This is a genomic window from Rhodococcus sp. JG-3 (assembly GCF_000482405.1).
GTDB lineage: Bacteria > Actinomycetota > Actinomycetes > Mycobacteriales > Mycobacteriaceae > Rhodococcoides > Rhodococcoides fascians.
This window is the reverse complement of sequence record NZ_KI519398.1, coordinates 941,466-954,923: the sequence shown is the minus strand read 5'-3', so window position 1 is coordinate 954,923 and position 13,458 is coordinate 941,466. Positions and strand designations below refer to the sequence as shown.

At 63.3% G+C, this 13,458-nt stretch carries 20 protein-coding genes; 13 read left to right on the top strand and 7 right to left on the bottom strand.

What is annotated here, in order from left to right; translation table 11 throughout:
- Positions 1-36: 36 nt before the first annotated feature.
- Together K414_RS0105915 and K414_RS0105910 are read left to right on the top strand one after the other, a co-directional pair.
- On the top strand, positions 37-489 hold the full coding sequence (locus tag K414_RS0105915) for a MarR family transcriptional regulator (protein ID WP_027495110.1): 453 nt from the start codon (positions 37-39) through the stop codon (positions 487-489).
- Positions 486-1,208: a pirin family protein gene (locus tag K414_RS0105910; RefSeq protein WP_027495109.1), complete on the top strand. Its 723-nt coding sequence runs from the start codon at positions 486-488 to the stop codon at positions 1,206-1,208. Before K414_RS0105915 ends, K414_RS0105910 begins: the two co-directional genes overlap by 4 nt.
- Before the next feature lie 16 nt (positions 1,209-1,224).
- Here K414_RS0105910 and K414_RS0105905 read toward each other — a convergent pair whose 3' ends face one another.
- Complete coding sequence (locus K414_RS0105905; RefSeq protein ID WP_027495108.1) at positions 1,225-1,659, bottom strand: MarR family transcriptional regulator; 435 nt, start codon at positions 1,657-1,659, stop codon at positions 1,225-1,227.
- A 62-nt stretch (positions 1,660-1,721) separates the two neighbouring features.
- Here K414_RS0105905 and K414_RS0105900 point away from each other — a divergent pair, with 62 nt between their 5' ends.
- The 4 genes from K414_RS0105900 (at position 1,722) to K414_RS0105885 (ending at position 3,657) form a co-directional block, all read left to right on the top strand.
- The gene (locus K414_RS0105900; RefSeq protein ID WP_027495107.1) at positions 1,722-2,093 is read left to right on the top strand and encodes a VOC family protein; all 372 of its coding nucleotides are present in this window, start codon (positions 1,722-1,724) and stop codon (positions 2,091-2,093) included.
- A gap of 18 nt (positions 2,094-2,111) precedes the next feature.
- A complete protein-coding gene (locus K414_RS0105895) occupies positions 2,112-2,786 on the top strand; it encodes a DUF1109 domain-containing protein (protein ID WP_230074095.1) in 675 nt (224 codons plus the stop codon).
- Positions 2,787-2,848: 62 nt separating this feature from the next.
- Entirely contained in the window at positions 2,849-3,436 is a 588-nt protein-coding gene (locus tag K414_RS0105890) for a helix-turn-helix domain-containing protein (RefSeq protein WP_027495105.1), read from the top strand.
- An 8-nt stretch (positions 3,437-3,444) separates the two neighbouring features.
- Positions 3,445-3,657: a hypothetical protein gene (locus K414_RS0105885; RefSeq protein WP_027495104.1), complete on the top strand. Its 213-nt coding sequence runs from the start codon at positions 3,445-3,447 to the stop codon at positions 3,655-3,657.
- A gap of 10 nt (positions 3,658-3,667) precedes the next feature.
- Here the strand turns inward: K414_RS0105885 and K414_RS0105880 are convergent, their stop codons facing one another.
- Complete coding sequence (locus K414_RS0105880) at positions 3,668-4,153, bottom strand: GNAT family N-acetyltransferase (protein WP_027495103.1); 486 nt, start codon at positions 4,151-4,153, stop codon at positions 3,668-3,670.
- On the bottom strand, positions 4,153-5,094 hold the full coding sequence (locus K414_RS0105875) for a DUF808 domain-containing protein (protein WP_027495102.1): 942 nt from the start codon (positions 5,092-5,094) through the stop codon (positions 4,153-4,155). The genes K414_RS0105880 and K414_RS0105875 overlap by 1 nt, the downstream gene beginning before the upstream one ends.
- Positions 5,095-5,275: 181 nt before the next feature.
- Here K414_RS0105875 and K414_RS0105870 point away from each other — a divergent pair, with 181 nt between their 5' ends.
- Both K414_RS0105870 and K414_RS0105865 read left to right on the top strand, forming a co-directional pair.
- Positions 5,276-5,683: a hypothetical protein gene (locus K414_RS0105870; protein WP_152530366.1), complete on the top strand. Its 408-nt coding sequence runs from the start codon at positions 5,276-5,278 to the stop codon at positions 5,681-5,683.
- Positions 5,680-5,877, top strand: coding sequence for a helix-turn-helix transcriptional regulator (locus tag K414_RS0105865; protein WP_027495100.1), 198 nt, complete (start codon positions 5,680-5,682; stop codon positions 5,875-5,877). The genes K414_RS0105870 and K414_RS0105865 overlap by 4 nt, the downstream gene beginning before the upstream one ends.
- Positions 5,878-5,880: 3 nt before the next feature.
- Here the strand turns inward: K414_RS0105865 and K414_RS0105860 are convergent, their stop codons facing one another.
- Together K414_RS0105860 and K414_RS0105855 are read right to left on the bottom strand one after the other, a co-directional pair.
- On the bottom strand, positions 5,881-7,101 hold the full coding sequence (locus tag K414_RS0105860; protein ID WP_027495099.1) for a pyridoxal phosphate-dependent aminotransferase: 1,221 nt from the start codon (positions 7,099-7,101) through the stop codon (positions 5,881-5,883).
- Complete coding sequence (locus K414_RS0105855) at positions 7,098-8,039, bottom strand: DMT family transporter (protein WP_027495098.1); 942 nt, start codon at positions 8,037-8,039, stop codon at positions 7,098-7,100. Before K414_RS0105855 ends, K414_RS0105860 begins: the two co-directional genes overlap by 4 nt.
- Between K414_RS0105855 and K414_RS0105850 the strand changes: the two genes are divergently transcribed.
- Complete coding sequence (locus K414_RS0105850; RefSeq protein ID WP_027495097.1) at positions 8,038-9,432, top strand: PLP-dependent aminotransferase family protein; 1,395 nt, start codon at positions 8,038-8,040, stop codon at positions 9,430-9,432. The genes K414_RS0105855 and K414_RS0105850 overlap by 2 nt on opposite strands.
- Here the strand turns inward: K414_RS0105850 and K414_RS0105845 are convergent.
- Positions 9,425-9,700: a PLD nuclease N-terminal domain-containing protein gene (locus K414_RS0105845; protein ID WP_027495096.1), complete on the bottom strand. Its 276-nt coding sequence runs from the start codon at positions 9,698-9,700 to the stop codon at positions 9,425-9,427. The two genes, K414_RS0105850 and K414_RS0105845, sit on opposite strands and share 8 nt — an antisense overlap.
- Positions 9,701-9,881: 181 nt before the next feature.
- On the opposite strand from K414_RS0105845, the gene K414_RS0105840 reads away from it, so the two are divergent.
- Together K414_RS0105840 and K414_RS0105835 are read left to right on the top strand one after the other, a co-directional pair.
- Complete coding sequence (locus tag K414_RS0105840) at positions 9,882-10,505, top strand: hypothetical protein (protein ID WP_152530365.1); 624 nt, start codon at positions 9,882-9,884, stop codon at positions 10,503-10,505.
- A gap of 5 nt (positions 10,506-10,510) precedes the next feature.
- Positions 10,511-10,972: a DUF6194 family protein gene (locus K414_RS0105835; protein WP_027495094.1), complete on the top strand. Its 462-nt coding sequence runs from the start codon at positions 10,511-10,513 to the stop codon at positions 10,970-10,972.
- 154 nt (positions 10,973-11,126) lie between these two features.
- On the opposite strand, the gene K414_RS0105830 is transcribed toward K414_RS0105835, so the two are convergent.
- The gene (locus K414_RS0105830) at positions 11,127-11,720 is read right to left on the bottom strand and encodes a TIGR03086 family metal-binding protein (RefSeq protein ID WP_027495093.1); all 594 of its coding nucleotides are present in this window, start codon (positions 11,718-11,720) and stop codon (positions 11,127-11,129) included.
- A gap of 103 nt (positions 11,721-11,823) precedes the next feature.
- Between K414_RS0105830 and K414_RS0105825 the strand changes: the two genes are divergently transcribed.
- Positions 11,824-12,756 carry a WYL domain-containing protein gene (locus K414_RS0105825; RefSeq protein WP_027495092.1) on the top strand — a complete coding sequence of 311 codons (933 nt, stop codon included), beginning with the start codon at positions 11,824-11,826 and terminating at the stop codon, positions 12,754-12,756.
- Positions 12,757-13,082: 326 nt separating this feature from the next.
- On the top strand, positions 13,083-13,454 hold the full coding sequence (locus K414_RS0105815; RefSeq protein WP_027495091.1) for a VOC family protein: 372 nt from the start codon (positions 13,083-13,085) through the stop codon (positions 13,452-13,454).
- The last annotated feature ends 4 nt before the right edge of the window (positions 13,455-13,458 follow it).

Sequence of the window (13,458 nt, the reverse complement as noted above, 5' to 3'; positions counted from 1 at the left end):
ACACCGGTTAGTTGCGTTGTCAACTAGCATGGGGGCATGGACTCACCACGGTGGCTCGGTGCCGACGAACAGCAGGCCTGGCGCGCATACCTCGATGCGACGCGGCTGCTGCTTCGCGACCTCGACAATCAACTCACACGCGACTCCGGGATCTCCTTCACCGACTTCGAGCTGCTGGTCGTGCTGTCCGAGGCACCCGACCGTCGCCGACGAATGAGCGAACTCGCCGACGCCGTCACCACGACTCGTAGCGGCGTCACCAGAGCCATCAGCCGACTCGTCGACAACGGCTGGGTCACACGCGTCAAATGCGACGACGACAAGCGCGGAATGTCCGCCGAACTCACCGAAGCAGGCATGAACACCCTCGCCGCTGCCAGCCCGGGACACGTCGAAGCAGTACGAGAGAAAATGTTCGACCTGGTTGACCCGAACGATCTCGCGGCTCTGACGCGGACTTTCACGGCAATGCGGAATCACGCATCGTGACGGTGACTCACATACCCGGTGCGCAACGCCATCACTGGTGGAACGAATGGCTCGACTCGAAGCAGTCGTTTCCCGCCACCGGCAATTACGACCTCGCGGCCAATGCGCACGGGCTACTGATGGTGCACAACGAGGACACGGTGTTTCCCGGCGAAGGGTTCGACTCCCATCAGCACGAGAACATGGAGATCGTCACGTGGGTGCTGGAAGGGACGCTGAAACATACTGACTCCGAGGCTAATTCGGGGCTGATCTACCCCGGCCTCGTTCAACGCATGAGTGCCGGAACCGGAATCCGGCACACCGAGACCAATGCGTCGAGCCGGATCAGCCGCGAAAAGCTGCGCGTGGTGCAGATGTGGGTCCCACCCGACACCGATCAAACCGACCCCTCCTACGAAGAGCTGGACGTACAGGACCAGCTGGCGAACGGCGAGCTGGTTCCGGTGGCGTCCGGCATGCCGGGCCGCGGCGGCGTTCGGATCGGCAACCGCTACGCGACGCTGCATGCCGCCCGACTCGCACCGGGGGAGTCCGTCACCGTCCCTGACGCGCCGTACGGTCACGTCTTCGTCGCCGACGGTTCCGCAGTGTTCGAGACCGTCGGAGACGTTGCCCAAGGCGACGCGGTCCGACTCACCGCCACCGGAGGTCACCGTGTGACAGCATCGACGGCGAGCGAGATCTTGATCTGGGAAATGCACGCCGGCTTCGCCTGACCGAGAACCACTGAGGTTACGACTGCTCGCGCCCGTCCAGAGCCTCGGCACACGTAACAAGGCTGCGGTGCAACACTTCTCGCTCACTCTTGGACAGCGACGCAATCATGGCGTTTTCCACCGCGGCGACAGCGGCCGACGCTTGCCGCAGGCGCTCCCTGCCCAGGGTCGTCACGTACAGACGCTGGTCTCGACCTACCCCCTCGATCTCCACCAGGCCGCCGCGCGTGAGCCCGGCCAGCAGTTGATGGGTTGCTTGCCTGCTGACGAATACCGCGCGCGCGAGTTCGGCGTTGGACAGCCCCGGTTTGTGCGCGAGGAGTTCGAGGCTCGAGTACTGCGAGACGGTGATATCGAGATCGCGTAGGCACTCGTCCATCGCCGAACGCAGGGCGGACGTGGCCCGCTTGAGGGCGTAACCGATCGAGGTGTCGACATCCACTTGACTCATGTCAACATCTTGACATACATTCATTTCGTCAAGACCTTGACGAACTACTGAAAGGACACGACATGACCGTTGCAACCGTTTCCGGACCCAGTTTCCTCTCCCTCCAGGTACGCGACCTCGCCGTCAGTGCAGACTTCTACGAATCGCAGCTGGGCCTCGTCCGCGCACCCCAGGCACCACCCGGCGCAGTGGTGTTCACCACCTCACCGATACCGTTCGCCATCCGAAACCCCGCTCCCGAAACGGATCTCGACAGTGGTCAGCCGGGACTCGGAGTTGCCCTCTGGCTGGTGTGCGACGACGCCGAAGCGCTCCACGAAAATCTCGTCGCCGCCGACGTGACGATCGTGACCGCCCCCTTCGACGGCCCCTTCGGAAAGACCTTCGTCCTACGTGACCCCGACGGATACGCCGTCACCGTGCACAGCAGTTAGCCCCGAAGTCATCGACAAATGTGGGACCCTGAGCGCGGATGCCACCTCCGACGCGTAGGGAACACGACCATCATCGAGCGCCTGAAGAACCGCCTCATCGAGTCGGCGAACGCACCTCGAAAACCCGCAAAACCGCCCGGGCCGATCCTGCTGGTGTTCACCACGATCGTCACCGTCACGTGGGTATGCGTGTCCAGGAACTGGTGGCCCTCGCCCTACGGACAGTTCGCCTGGTTCGATCCGCTCCTCGCCGGCGCGTCATCGATCCTGGTGCTGCTGATCGTCGGGCTCATCTGGGCAATTCGCACCCTCCACGTCGTCGGCCAGGATCGAAGATGGTCGTGGTGGATAGCGCCGGCTCCGGTGGTGGTGGGCTTGGCAGCGGCCGTTCTGGTACTGCTGCCACCGGACAATATGCTGGACCATCGCGACGAATTCGAGGCCGTTGCGCGAGAATTGAGTGCACAGCCCTCGAGTAGCCGCGAACACATCGAGATCGGCCCGTTCGACATCAGCTCGGCACGCGCCACATCTGGCGGCGAGGTCTACTTCACCGAAGACGGCGGCTTCTCCCTCATGAGCGCCTCGGGCTGGGCGTATGCACCAGGTGGACCTCCCGCGGGATTCGACGACTTCACCGCCACGCACCTGTACGGTCCCTGGTACGAATTCTCGGCCATCTGGCGGGACTGATACCCCAACCGCGAATCCGAAAGAACTATTGCGAAATATTTCTTTCGGGTTATGGTTGTTGCATGAGCCCACCACCTCCCGGTAGGACGCCGCGCAAGCTGACAGACATGTCCGAGCTGAAAGCGCTGACGCATCCCATCCGGTTACGTCTGCTCTATGCACTCCGCGCCAACAAATCGATGACGGCAACCCAGCTCGGCGATCTGGTGGACGAGTCACCCGCCTCGGTGAGCTATCACCTGCGCAAACTCGCCGAGCACGGGTTCGTCAAGGAGGTAGAGAACGGCTCGGACAAGCGCCAACGTTGGTGGTCGGAGGCCAATGAGGAGGGCTTCAGCTGGTCCGAGAACGACTTCTCCGACTCGCCCGAGTCACTGTCGGTCGCCAAGGCGTCCAAGGACTCCTGGTTGGCGCACCAGTGGTCTCGGTTGCGTGATTTCGACCGGACTTCCGAGTCGTGGGGGCATGAGTGGGTATCGGCGGCCTTCAGCTCCGACGATGTCCTGCGGCTCACCGCCGAGGAGACGAAGGAGATGGGCACGGAGATGCGTGCCGTCATCGACAAATGGCGTCGACACGGCGAGAACGCGACCTCGGGGCAGCGTGAACACGTGATGGTGCTGATGCATGGATTCCCCACTACACCTTAGGAGTTGGCATGTATCCGTTCGATCCACACACGTACCTCTTCTTGGCCGAGCAAGATCGCGATCGGCATGTGCTTCTGGCCGAGCGGCGCAGACTCGCTGCTGCGCAGAAGCGCCTCCGCCGAGATGAACTCCGCGTTCAGAAGGCGTGGGACGAGTTGACCGCATCGCTCGCCGATGTCTCCCTGTCCGAGCGACGGGTCCTCGAGCTGGCTCGTCGGTGACGAAAGCTGTTCAAAGCAGTCGCTTTTCCAGCCATACCTCGGCGTAGGGCTCGGTGTTGAATGCCGGTACCTCCCGATAGCCGAGCTTGGAGTACAGGCCCCGGGCCTCGACGAGGTCCGCTCGCGTATCCAATCGCATTGTCTTGCGGCGCGATTGCCGGACCGAACCTTCGACGAACTCGACGACCGACGCCCCGACGCCGTTTCCACGGGCACGCGCGTCGACGAACACCCGAGTCAGTTCTGCGATGTCGTCGGAGACGAAACGAGCACCACCGCAACCGACCAGCATCGAGCCCAGGTATGCGACCACGAACAGACCCGAATCACCCACGAGATCGTCACTCGGCTCGTCGATCATCGCTCGACGCGTTTCCTCGTCCGACGCTTGCCGACCATGGAAGCGGCCAACGACATCCGCGTAGTAGCGAAACAGGATGTCGAGCGCCGGCTCCGACGAGGGATGAACGACGGCGAACGTCGCCGGTACAGGCACTACTTCGCGGCGGCCCGCTTGGCGAGCACCTTGGAGATACCGAGCTGCGCAAGCACGATGATGCAACCCACGATTGCACCGATGACTGCCGACGCGAGAGTGTTGACGATCCACGCCAGCACTCCGCCGACACCCGCGACCCCACGCACCGCATCCTCACCGTGGTGCACCAGCTCGTAGATGGGATGGAAACCGAGCTCGTCGATGCCCACGAGAAGGATGTGCCCACCGACCCACAGCATGGCTGCGGTGCCGACGACCGATAGCACTGCCATCACCTTCGGCATGCCCTTGACCAGTCCGCGGCCGAACTTCTCGACGAACCCGGACGAGCCCTCGGCCAGCTTCAGACCGATGTCGTCCATTTTGACGATGAGTGCGACGACGCCGTAAACGACGATGGTGATGACCACCGCGACGACCGCCAAGATGATGAGGCGACTCCAGAAGCCCTCGCTCGCAATGGTGTCGAGAGCGATGACCATGATCTCGGCGGAGAGAATCAGGTCGGTCCGAACGGCACCGGACACCACGCTGTCCTCGTCCCGCGGCTCGTCCTCTGCCTCGGCGTGATGATCGCCGTGGCCGAACAGCGCTCCCCAGATCTTGTGCGCGGCCTCATAGCTGAGGTAGCAGCCACCGAGCATCAGAATAGGCGTCAGCAGCCATGGGAGGAACTGACTGAGCAGCAGGGCGATCGGCAGAATGATCAGCAGCTTGTTCCGAAGCGAGCCGACAGCGATGCGCTTGATGATGGGCAATTCCCGTTCGGCCGCGAGACCGCGAACGTACTGAGGCGTCACCGCTGCGTCGTCGATCACGACACCGGCGGCCTTGGCCGTCGCTTTGCCGGTAGCGGCTCCCACGTCGTCGATCGATGCTGCCGCCAGCCGTGCCAGCGCGGCCACGTCGTCGAGCAGGGCTACCAGTCCGCCGGCCATCAGTGATCTCCGAGTGAAGACGAATGCACGATCAGGCTCCTAGGGCTGAGTACGACGCCGAAATCCGGCAATCCACGTGCTCGAACCATACCGCCAGTAGCTTGCTGCGGACCACACATCGGAGTGGGATGTATGGTTTCCTATACGTATAGCGAGCTATACCAACGAACGGAGCATTCAGGTGAGACTCAGATGGATATCGGTCGCCGCTGTCGGCCTGGCCACGGCATCGGCGACGGCATTGCTCGCCTGGCTCGTCTCGCCCGTCGCACCGGGGGTCGCGGCGGTGGTGTTCGGCGTCACCGCGCTGCCCTTCGGCGCGATGCTGGGCTGGATACTGTTCGTCGCGCCGGTCACCACAGACCAGACCTACACCTCGGGCGACAGCATCGAAAGCCATTGGACGACATCCGCGTCCAGCGGTACGGCCACCGATCTGGTGACCGTACTGGGTCTGACCCTTGCGGTGGTGTCCATCGCAAGAGTCGACCCCCCGGCCACGCTGCTTCTGACGGGCTTGCTGCTGGCTGCGTTCGCATCGTTCACTGCGCGGTACGCGTTCGCGCGCTACCGGGCCCTGTCCGAGTGAAGAACGATGTTCGACGTCGTCGCACCGAGAAGGGGTGGTCTCAGAGCGAGCTGGCCGAACGCATCGACGTCACCCGCCTGACGATCATCTCCATCGAAAAGGAGCGATTCGACCCGAGCCTGCCCGTCGCCTTTCGCCTTGCCGCAGCTTTCGACTGCACGATCGAGGACCTGTTCGAGCCCGATAAGAATTGAGCACTACTGCGAGTACGAACTCATGAAGTTACCGAGCCGCTCGAGTGCGGTCGAGAGATCGTCCACGTTGGGCAGGGTGACGAGCCGGAAGTGGTCGGGCACATCCCAATTGAACGCTCGACCGTGACTGACCAGGATTTTCTCGGATTCGAGCAAGTCGAGGACGAACTTCTCGTCGTCGACGATGCCGAAACGGTCGGTGTCGAGCTTGGGGAACATGTACAGCGCGCCCGCAGCCTGCACACAGCTGATCCCGTCGATGGAGTTCAGCATTCGATGCGCCAGATCCCGCTGCGCGGTCAACCGACCCGTCGGCAGCAGAAGGTCCTCGATCGATTGACGGCCGCCGAGCGCCGTCTGTATTGCATGTTGTGCAGGCACATTCGCGCACATGCGCATGTTGGACAGCAACGTGATGCCCTCGATGAAGCTCGCGGCACGGCGTCGTGGACCGGTGATCGCCAGCCACCCGGCACGGAATCCACACACTCGGTAGGCCTTCGACAACCCCGAATAGGTCAGGCACAGCACATCTTTGCCGGTGAGAGTTGCGAGATTGGTCATCTCGGAACCGTCGTACACGATCTTCTCGTAGATCTCGTCGGCGAGCAGAATCAGATCGTGCTCGCGCGCGAGGTCGACGAAACGCTGCAGAACGTCGCGTGAGTACACCGCACCGGTGGGGTTGTTGGGATTGATCACGACGATGGCCCGGGTACGGGTGGTGATCTTCGATTCCAGATCCTCGAAGTCCGGAGCCCAGTCCTGAGTCTCGTCTGCCAAGTAGTGGACCGGAGTGCCTCCGGCGAGAGCAACCGAGCCCGTCCACAGCGGGTAGTCGGGGGAGGGGATCAGCACCTCGTCCTCGGGGTTGCACAGCGCCTGCATCGTCATGGTGATCAGCTCGGAGACCCCGTTGCCCAGGTAGACGTCGCCGACGTCGAGGTCGCTCAGGCCCTTGGTCTGGTAGTACTGCACCACCGCGGTGCGCGCCGAGAACAGGCCCCGCGAGTCGGAATATCCCTGCGCGGTAGGCAGATTGCGAATCATCGCCATCATGATCTCGTCGGGTGCCTCGAAACCGAACGGGGCCGGGTTGCCCACGTTGAGGCGCAGGATCTTGTGCCCCTGCTCCTCGAGTTCCTCGGTCTTGTCCAGAATGCGGCCACGAATGTCGTAGCGAACATTCTCGAGCTTGCGTGCCTGATCGATCGATCGCGTCATGACGAAAGTTCCTCCTGTCGAACGGACGGCGACATCCGAGTTCGGACCGCCACTGTTGCACATACGATGACCGCTGCTCCACCCACGACCACCGGCCACGTCAGTCCCTCGTGGAGCAGAATCGCGGCCCAGCAGATCGTCAGCACCGGCTGAACGAGCTGCACCTGGCTCACGCTCGACATCGGACCGATGGCCAACCCCCGATACCAGGCGAAGAACCCCAGGTACATGCTCACGACGGCCAGATAGGCGAACGCAGCCCACTCTGCGACACCTCCGCTCGTGGGTTGATGCCACCACGCGAACGCCGTCATCGCTCCGGTCACCGGAACAGAGACGACGAGCGCCCACGAGACCGTCTGCCACGCTCCCAGTTCACGCGCAAGCAGCCCGCCCTCCGCATATCCCATCGCGGCCGCCACGACGGCTCCGAGGAGAAGCAGATCCGACCACCCCAGTCCGGCGACCTCGCCGCCCTGCACGGCCGCGAATCCGACAGCGACCGCAGCACCCATGGCCGCAACCAACCAGAACATCGGCCGGACGCGTTGCCGCTCGCGGACGACGGCGAAGGCCGCGGTCGCAGCCGGCAGAAGCGCGATGACGACGGCACTGTGGCCGGCGGAGGCGGTGGTCAGAGCGAACGACGTGAGCACGGGGAAACCGATGACGACCCCTGCCGCGATGACAAACAGTCGAACCCATTGCCGTCCGCGTGGCAACCGTTGCGAGGTCAGGGCCAGGGCGGCAGCAGCGAGAGCCGCGGCGACGACGGCCCGGCCGGACCCGACGAACAGCGGCGACAGGCCACCGGTCACGGCGATCCGAGTCAGTGGCACGGTGAACGAGAACGCCGTGACACCCAACAGTCCCCACAAGAGGCCGGCTCGGGATAGCAGTCCCGGCGCGAGCTGGGTAGCGCTACTATGCTGTGTCATGTCCGACGATAGCAGTTCCCGGATCGTGTCCGCACTGCGAACCTGGATCGCAACCGCCCCGCCCGAGGCGAAGCTGCCATCCACTCGGGCGCTGGTGGCCCAGCATTCGGCCAGCCCCGTGACGGTGCAGAAAGCACTGCGCACCCTCATTTCGCAGGGTGTCATCGAAACACGGCCTGGCGTCGGAACATTCGTCAAGACCGTGCACACGGCCCGCCCGAACGACTACGGGTGGCAGACTGCCGCGCTCGGTGCACCCGGAAACAGATTGCAACTCCCCGCCGCACTGCAGTCCACGTCGAGTGACGTGATCGCTCTGCATTCCGGTTACCCGGCCCGAGAGCTGTTGCCGGAGCGACTCGTTCACGCTGCTTTCACCCGAGCCTCACGCACCGACGCAGTGGTTGCCCGGCCACCGACCGCAGGTCTGCCCGAGCTTCGAGCTTGGTTCGCCGCGGAACTCGGCGCTTCCACCCCGCTGGGCGTCACGCCGCCCTCGGCCAGCGACGTGGTCATCATCCCGGGCAGCCAGACCGGCCTGAGCACGGCCTTTCGGGCGCTCGTCGGTGCGGGACGCCCACTTCTCATGGAATCACCGACGTACTGGGGAGCGATTCTGGCGGCAACGCAGGCAGGCGTTCGCGTGGTCCCGGTCCCCACCGGGGTCGACGGACCCGACCCGGACGCGCTGGAGCAGGCATTCGCCGAGTCCGGCGCGCGGGCGTTCTACGCTCAACCGACCTTCGCCAGCCCCACTGGAGCGCAGTGGTCTCCGGACCTGTCCGAACGTGTGCTCGACATCGTTCGACGACACGGCGCGTTCCTGATCGAGGACGACTCCGCCCACGATTTCGGGATCACCGCCGAACCCAGCCCATTGGCCGCACGAGACGACGGCGGACATGTGGTGTACCTGCGTTCGCTGACCAAGGTCGTATCACCGTCGATTCGATTGGCAGGCTTGATCGCTCGTGGCCCGGCCCACGAACGTATCCTCGCCGACACGGGAGCCGAATCGATGTACGTCAGCGGCATCCTGCAAACCGTCGCTCTCGATGTCGTCACTCAACCCGCCTGGCGCACACACCTACGACGCCTACGCACGCTACTCGAAGCTCGTCGAGACCTATTGGCCCACAGCCTGATCGAGTTCGCTCCTCGCGGTCATCTCGATCGGATCCCCCGGGGCGGACTCAATCTGTGGATGCGCCTGCGTGACGACATCGACCTGGAAGACGTTGAGCACAAATGCAAATTGGCGGGTGTCATCGTCGGTGCGGGAGACGATTACTTCCCGGCCGAACCCACCGGCAAGTTCCTGCGGTTGAACTACGCGGGCTCGAACGCCGGTGAGTTCCCGGATGCGGCACGCACGATCGGATCGGTCATCTGAGACTGTTCGACGCTTCGACGGCGAACGTCGAGGTGCGGCCCCATACGAACCAGACCAGAGGCCCGAGAAACGGAAACGCGAGCACGACGAAGATCCACACCGCACGGCCTGCGACACTGTAATTGGGTGAGCGAAGGATGCTGACGAGCGCGGCGACGAACAGAACGACCGCGCCGAGCACTGCCACCAAGACGATGGTTCCCAGCCCGAACCCGAGTACCTGCTCGGTGGTCGAGTGTTGTTGTGAAAGTAGTACTGCGGCGTGCATGACGGTTCCTCTGCTGTGCTTGTTCTTCGCTGTTTCGTTGACGACCACAACGCTATGGACCCGAACGTTCCTGCACATCGGTCTGCACGTGTATCTCGTCGTACATCGGACGATGTAGGCCTACCGCCGGAGTCGTCGCGCAGTTACCGTGGTGCGGACGTATCCGACCTGGGGGGGACTTGTGCAGACCGTCAAGAACGACTACACGACGTGGAGGGCCTTGGGGCCGGGTGGCTTACCGGCCAACGTCGGTGGGTGGTTGATCGCCACCGCGCTACGACCGTTGTCCAGACGTGATCTTATGACCGTCGCCGGCGCGTCGCGCGCAGGCCGGCACTGGCACCTCGAGCCGCGCCGAGGACCGCGTCCGAGGATCGCCCCGTACCCGATTCCACATCGCCAGCTCACCGACCGTGCTACGCCCGTACTGACAGACAGGATCACCGGCGCAGTTGCTACCGAAGCGCGCACGAACAATCGATACCACCTGGCGCGCAGCCACTTCGAGAGGCGAGGGGACGCGCTGTATCTGACGGATGTCACCGCTGCTGCACCGTGGATTTCGCGAACCAACGGCGAGATACTCCACGTCCACGAGACCGAAGGATCGATGCACGTCGTCATGCAGCCCGACGATGCTCAGACCGTCATCTCCGCGGGCTGGGGTGAGCTACACCCCCTCGCCGGACGCCCTGGCCTCGGACTTCCCGAAACCTACGTCTTCCTCTACGCACCGAGAGACTCCGACGACGCAGATCGAATCGAACAGATCATCCATCGCGCAACAGCTACTTCGACGAGGTGAGGAACATGACTCTCGGCGACATCGTCGACCTGGTCGGCAGCTTCGACGGAACAGTGGCGCAGCGTCCCAGCGAGGGCGACGGAACCCCCGAACTCGCATGGGGCGACGTGTTCTTCTACTACTCACCCGACGGGACCATCCCGACCGGTACTCAGCCGTTCGCCACCGTCGTGACCAAGAATTACCCAGGCGACGAACTGTCTCGGCTGGATCGTCCCGGCGCCTTCCGCGTCAATGTCCCTGTAGCGAAGGAAGAATTCGAGAGGCTGTTGGGTGTAATGCCACGCGAGGCTGACCGTGCGCCTCGAGCCGATGCCGACGACACGCTCGCAGCGCATCCGCAATACGGCACTGCCGGATGGATATCGATCGTCAATCCGGCATCTGGAACGCAGCCACAAGTCGAGGAGTTGCTTCGATCGGCCTACGAGACCGCGAAAACACGATTCGAGCGCCGCCGCAAGTGAGGTGAGCGCCCACAATTCGCAGGCATCGACGGGATCCCGATTCCAGAGCCGAATTGTGGACGCTCAGGGCAGTTGCAGATCGGCGGTGAGTCAGCGCATTGCCATATGTCGCGGCGTCTCGTCGAAAGTCATTTGCATGAGCCAATACTCGTGACTACACCCAGCCGTCCGACGACCGACCGGAGAAATTCGCCAGGCGTTCGAGTGAACCCGCTTCCGGCCTCGGTTCCACGACGGGGCCGAACGGCACTCCCGGAACCCGCGCATCCGCTGGAAGCATTGCATGGAATTCCACTGCTACCGGCTCGACGAGAGTGTCGTCCACTTCTGCGGGCTGGCCAGTCGCCACCGCGAGGTCCCAGCCGTGCAGTAGTAGCTCGCGCGTGTATCCCCACACAGCCGATCGCCCCGGTACCTCACCCCACGGGACCGCGACCGGGGCATCGAGCAATGCATCGTCGGCCCACGCGGCACGGGCTTGCGTCACCGACGTGTCGAAGGATGCGGCGTCATGATCGGAGCACAAGGGCGACACAGAGTCCGGACTCCCGAGTTCGGCGATCGCAATCAGCCTTCGGACCGTGGCAACGAGATGGCCTGCCAGCGTCCGGACGACGAACTCGTCGCACGGAGTTGGAAGGTCCAGTTGGTCGGCGCGCACGCCTGTGAGCAGACCGCTCACCCATGCGGCGGACGTGAAGTACACCTCGCGCGGATCCGTCTGCTGCGTGGTCTCGATGGTGTTCATTGTCGATCCTTCCGTTTCGCGGCCACCGGGTGTGGCCTGCTGGGTAGAAGTAGATCGGGTGAACATGACATCTTCTGTCATGTTTTGGTGAGAGACTTTTCGGGTGCGCGCAGACCGGTTGTTGTCCATCGTCATGCTGCTCCAACATCGGGGCAGACTGAACGCTGCCGACATCGCCGCCCAGCTCGAAGTGTCCACGCGCACCGTGTTGCGTGACATCGAAGCCTTGTCTTCGGCGGGCATTCCGGTCTACACCGATCGCGGTCGCGGTGGTGGCATCAGTCTGCTGCAGGGCTATCGCACCGAGCTGACCGGTCTGACGGCCGCCGAGGCGACGGCATTGCTCGCTTCCGGCGCGGGACGCGTCGCCACCCCGGCGTTCGCGAGCGCCATGCGCAAGGTGATCGCCGCGATACCCGACGCTCACCGGGCGGCGGCAAGCACTGCGTCACAACGAATCCTGGTCCGGCCCGACGGTTTCGCGTATCCCCACGAACCGGAAGAACATCTGGTGGAACTCCAACGGGTCGTCATAGACGGTATGCGGATAAGAATCACGTATCGCGATCGCAGCGGTTCGGTGAACGATCGAATCCTTGACCCCATCGGGCTGGTCTACGCCGGCGATCACTGGTACCTACTCGCCGGGCGTGAGGGCACCGAACGTGTATACCGGGTATCGCGGATCGACGAACTGACCGTGCTCGACGAGCAGGCTCACCGCGCTTCCACCGTGGACCTGGAGGCCGCCTTCACCGCACACTGGAAGTCGTTCCGTGCGAGTTTGACCCACATCGAAATCACCTGCCTCGCAGAAGAATCGGTATGGATCTCGTTGACCAAGAATGTCGTTCGAGTGATCAGCGACCAGGTTCAGGACGACGGACGACGCCTCGCAGTCATCGAGTTCTCCGGACACAATCACGCTGTGGGGGCGTTGTGGCACTGCGGACCTGCGGTAACAGTGCTCCAGCCGAACACAATTCGCGACGAATTGGCTCAACGGGCTACGGCAACGGCGCGGTTGTACAGCTGACGTCGCGGCTGGATCTTCTGGGAAGGTGTGCACAGTGTCCACTATTACTAGGCCGGCGCGCTTTCCCGATTCTCGAGCCGAATTGTGGACACTCAGCGCACCACCGATCACCAAGTCATTACCATTGCGAATAGTCTGGTGCCTTCATAGGGTGGACGCGACTCCGAACAGGCAGGACGGCGCTATGGCTTTCAATCCACCCCGAAGTTGGTTCGGCCCGAAACGGTACGGCTGGGGAATCAGCCCGCACACCTGGGAGGGCTGGCTACTCCTGGTCGTCTTCGTGATAGTCGTCGTCACGCTGGGGGCCACCGTATTCTCGTGACATGTCGCGTCCACACCTCGACGTAGCAGGGATATCCATCGACTGCCCCGAACCGGTAGCCCTCGCTCGCTTCTACCTTGCGCTTCTGGGCGGAGACCTGTTGTGGGAGAACCCGTCGAGCTCGGGGATTCGCACGCACTCGGGCCTGAACATCGTTGCGCAAAGAGTGGCGAACTACATCCCGCCTACATGGCCGTCGGCGTCCATCGTGCACTTCGATCTCGATGCGGGAGTGAGCCTCGACGAATCCGTCGCTCATGCACTCGAATGCGGGGCAACAGAAGCAGCGGAGCAACCGGACCCGCGGTGGCGAGTTCTCCTCGACCCCGCCGGCCACCCCTTCTGCATCACTACAGAGGTGCACGAAGGTTGAGGCG

Excerpts from the sequence above, each read along its gene's own strand:
- K414_RS0105835 (WP_027495094.1), top strand. The coding sequence starts at position 10,511 with ATGACTCTCGGCGACATCGTCGACCTGGTCGGCAGCTTCGACGGAACA.
- K414_RS0105845 (WP_027495096.1), bottom strand. The coding sequence starts at position 9,700 with ATGCACGCCGCAGTACTACTTTCACAACAACACTCGACCACCGAGCAG.
- K414_RS0105890 (WP_027495105.1), top strand. The coding sequence starts at position 2,849 with ATGAGCCCACCACCTCCCGGTAGGACGCCGCGCAAGCTGACAGACATG.
- K414_RS0105860 (WP_027495099.1), bottom strand. The coding sequence starts at position 7,101 with ATGACGCGATCGATCGATCAGGCACGCAAGCTCGAGAATGTTCGCTAC.
- K414_RS0105905 (WP_027495108.1), bottom strand. The coding sequence starts at position 1,659 with ATGAGTCAAGTGGATGTCGACACCTCGATCGGTTACGCCCTCAAGCGG.
- K414_RS0105815 (WP_027495091.1), top strand. The coding sequence starts at position 13,083 with ATGTCGCGTCCACACCTCGACGTAGCAGGGATATCCATCGACTGCCCC.
- K414_RS0105855 (WP_027495098.1), bottom strand. The coding sequence starts at position 8,039 with ATGACACAGCATAGTAGCGCTACCCAGCTCGCGCCGGGACTGCTATCC.
- K414_RS0105830 (WP_027495093.1), bottom strand. The coding sequence starts at position 11,720 with ATGAACACCATCGAGACCACGCAGCAGACGGATCCGCGCGAGGTGTAC.
- K414_RS0105850 (WP_027495097.1), top strand. The coding sequence starts at position 8,038 with ATGTCCGACGATAGCAGTTCCCGGATCGTGTCCGCACTGCGAACCTGG.
- K414_RS0105900 (WP_027495107.1), top strand. The coding sequence starts at position 1,722 with ATGACCGTTGCAACCGTTTCCGGACCCAGTTTCCTCTCCCTCCAGGTA.
- K414_RS0105875 (WP_027495102.1), bottom strand. The coding sequence starts at position 5,094 with ATGGCCGGCGGACTGGTAGCCCTGCTCGACGACGTGGCCGCGCTGGCA.
- K414_RS0105885 (WP_027495104.1), top strand. The coding sequence starts at position 3,445 with ATGTATCCGTTCGATCCACACACGTACCTCTTCTTGGCCGAGCAAGAT.
- K414_RS0105895 (WP_230074095.1), top strand. The coding sequence starts at position 2,112 with ATGTGGGACCCTGAGCGCGGATGCCACCTCCGACGCGTAGGGAACACG.
- K414_RS0105915 (WP_027495110.1), top strand. The coding sequence starts at position 37 with ATGGACTCACCACGGTGGCTCGGTGCCGACGAACAGCAGGCCTGGCGC.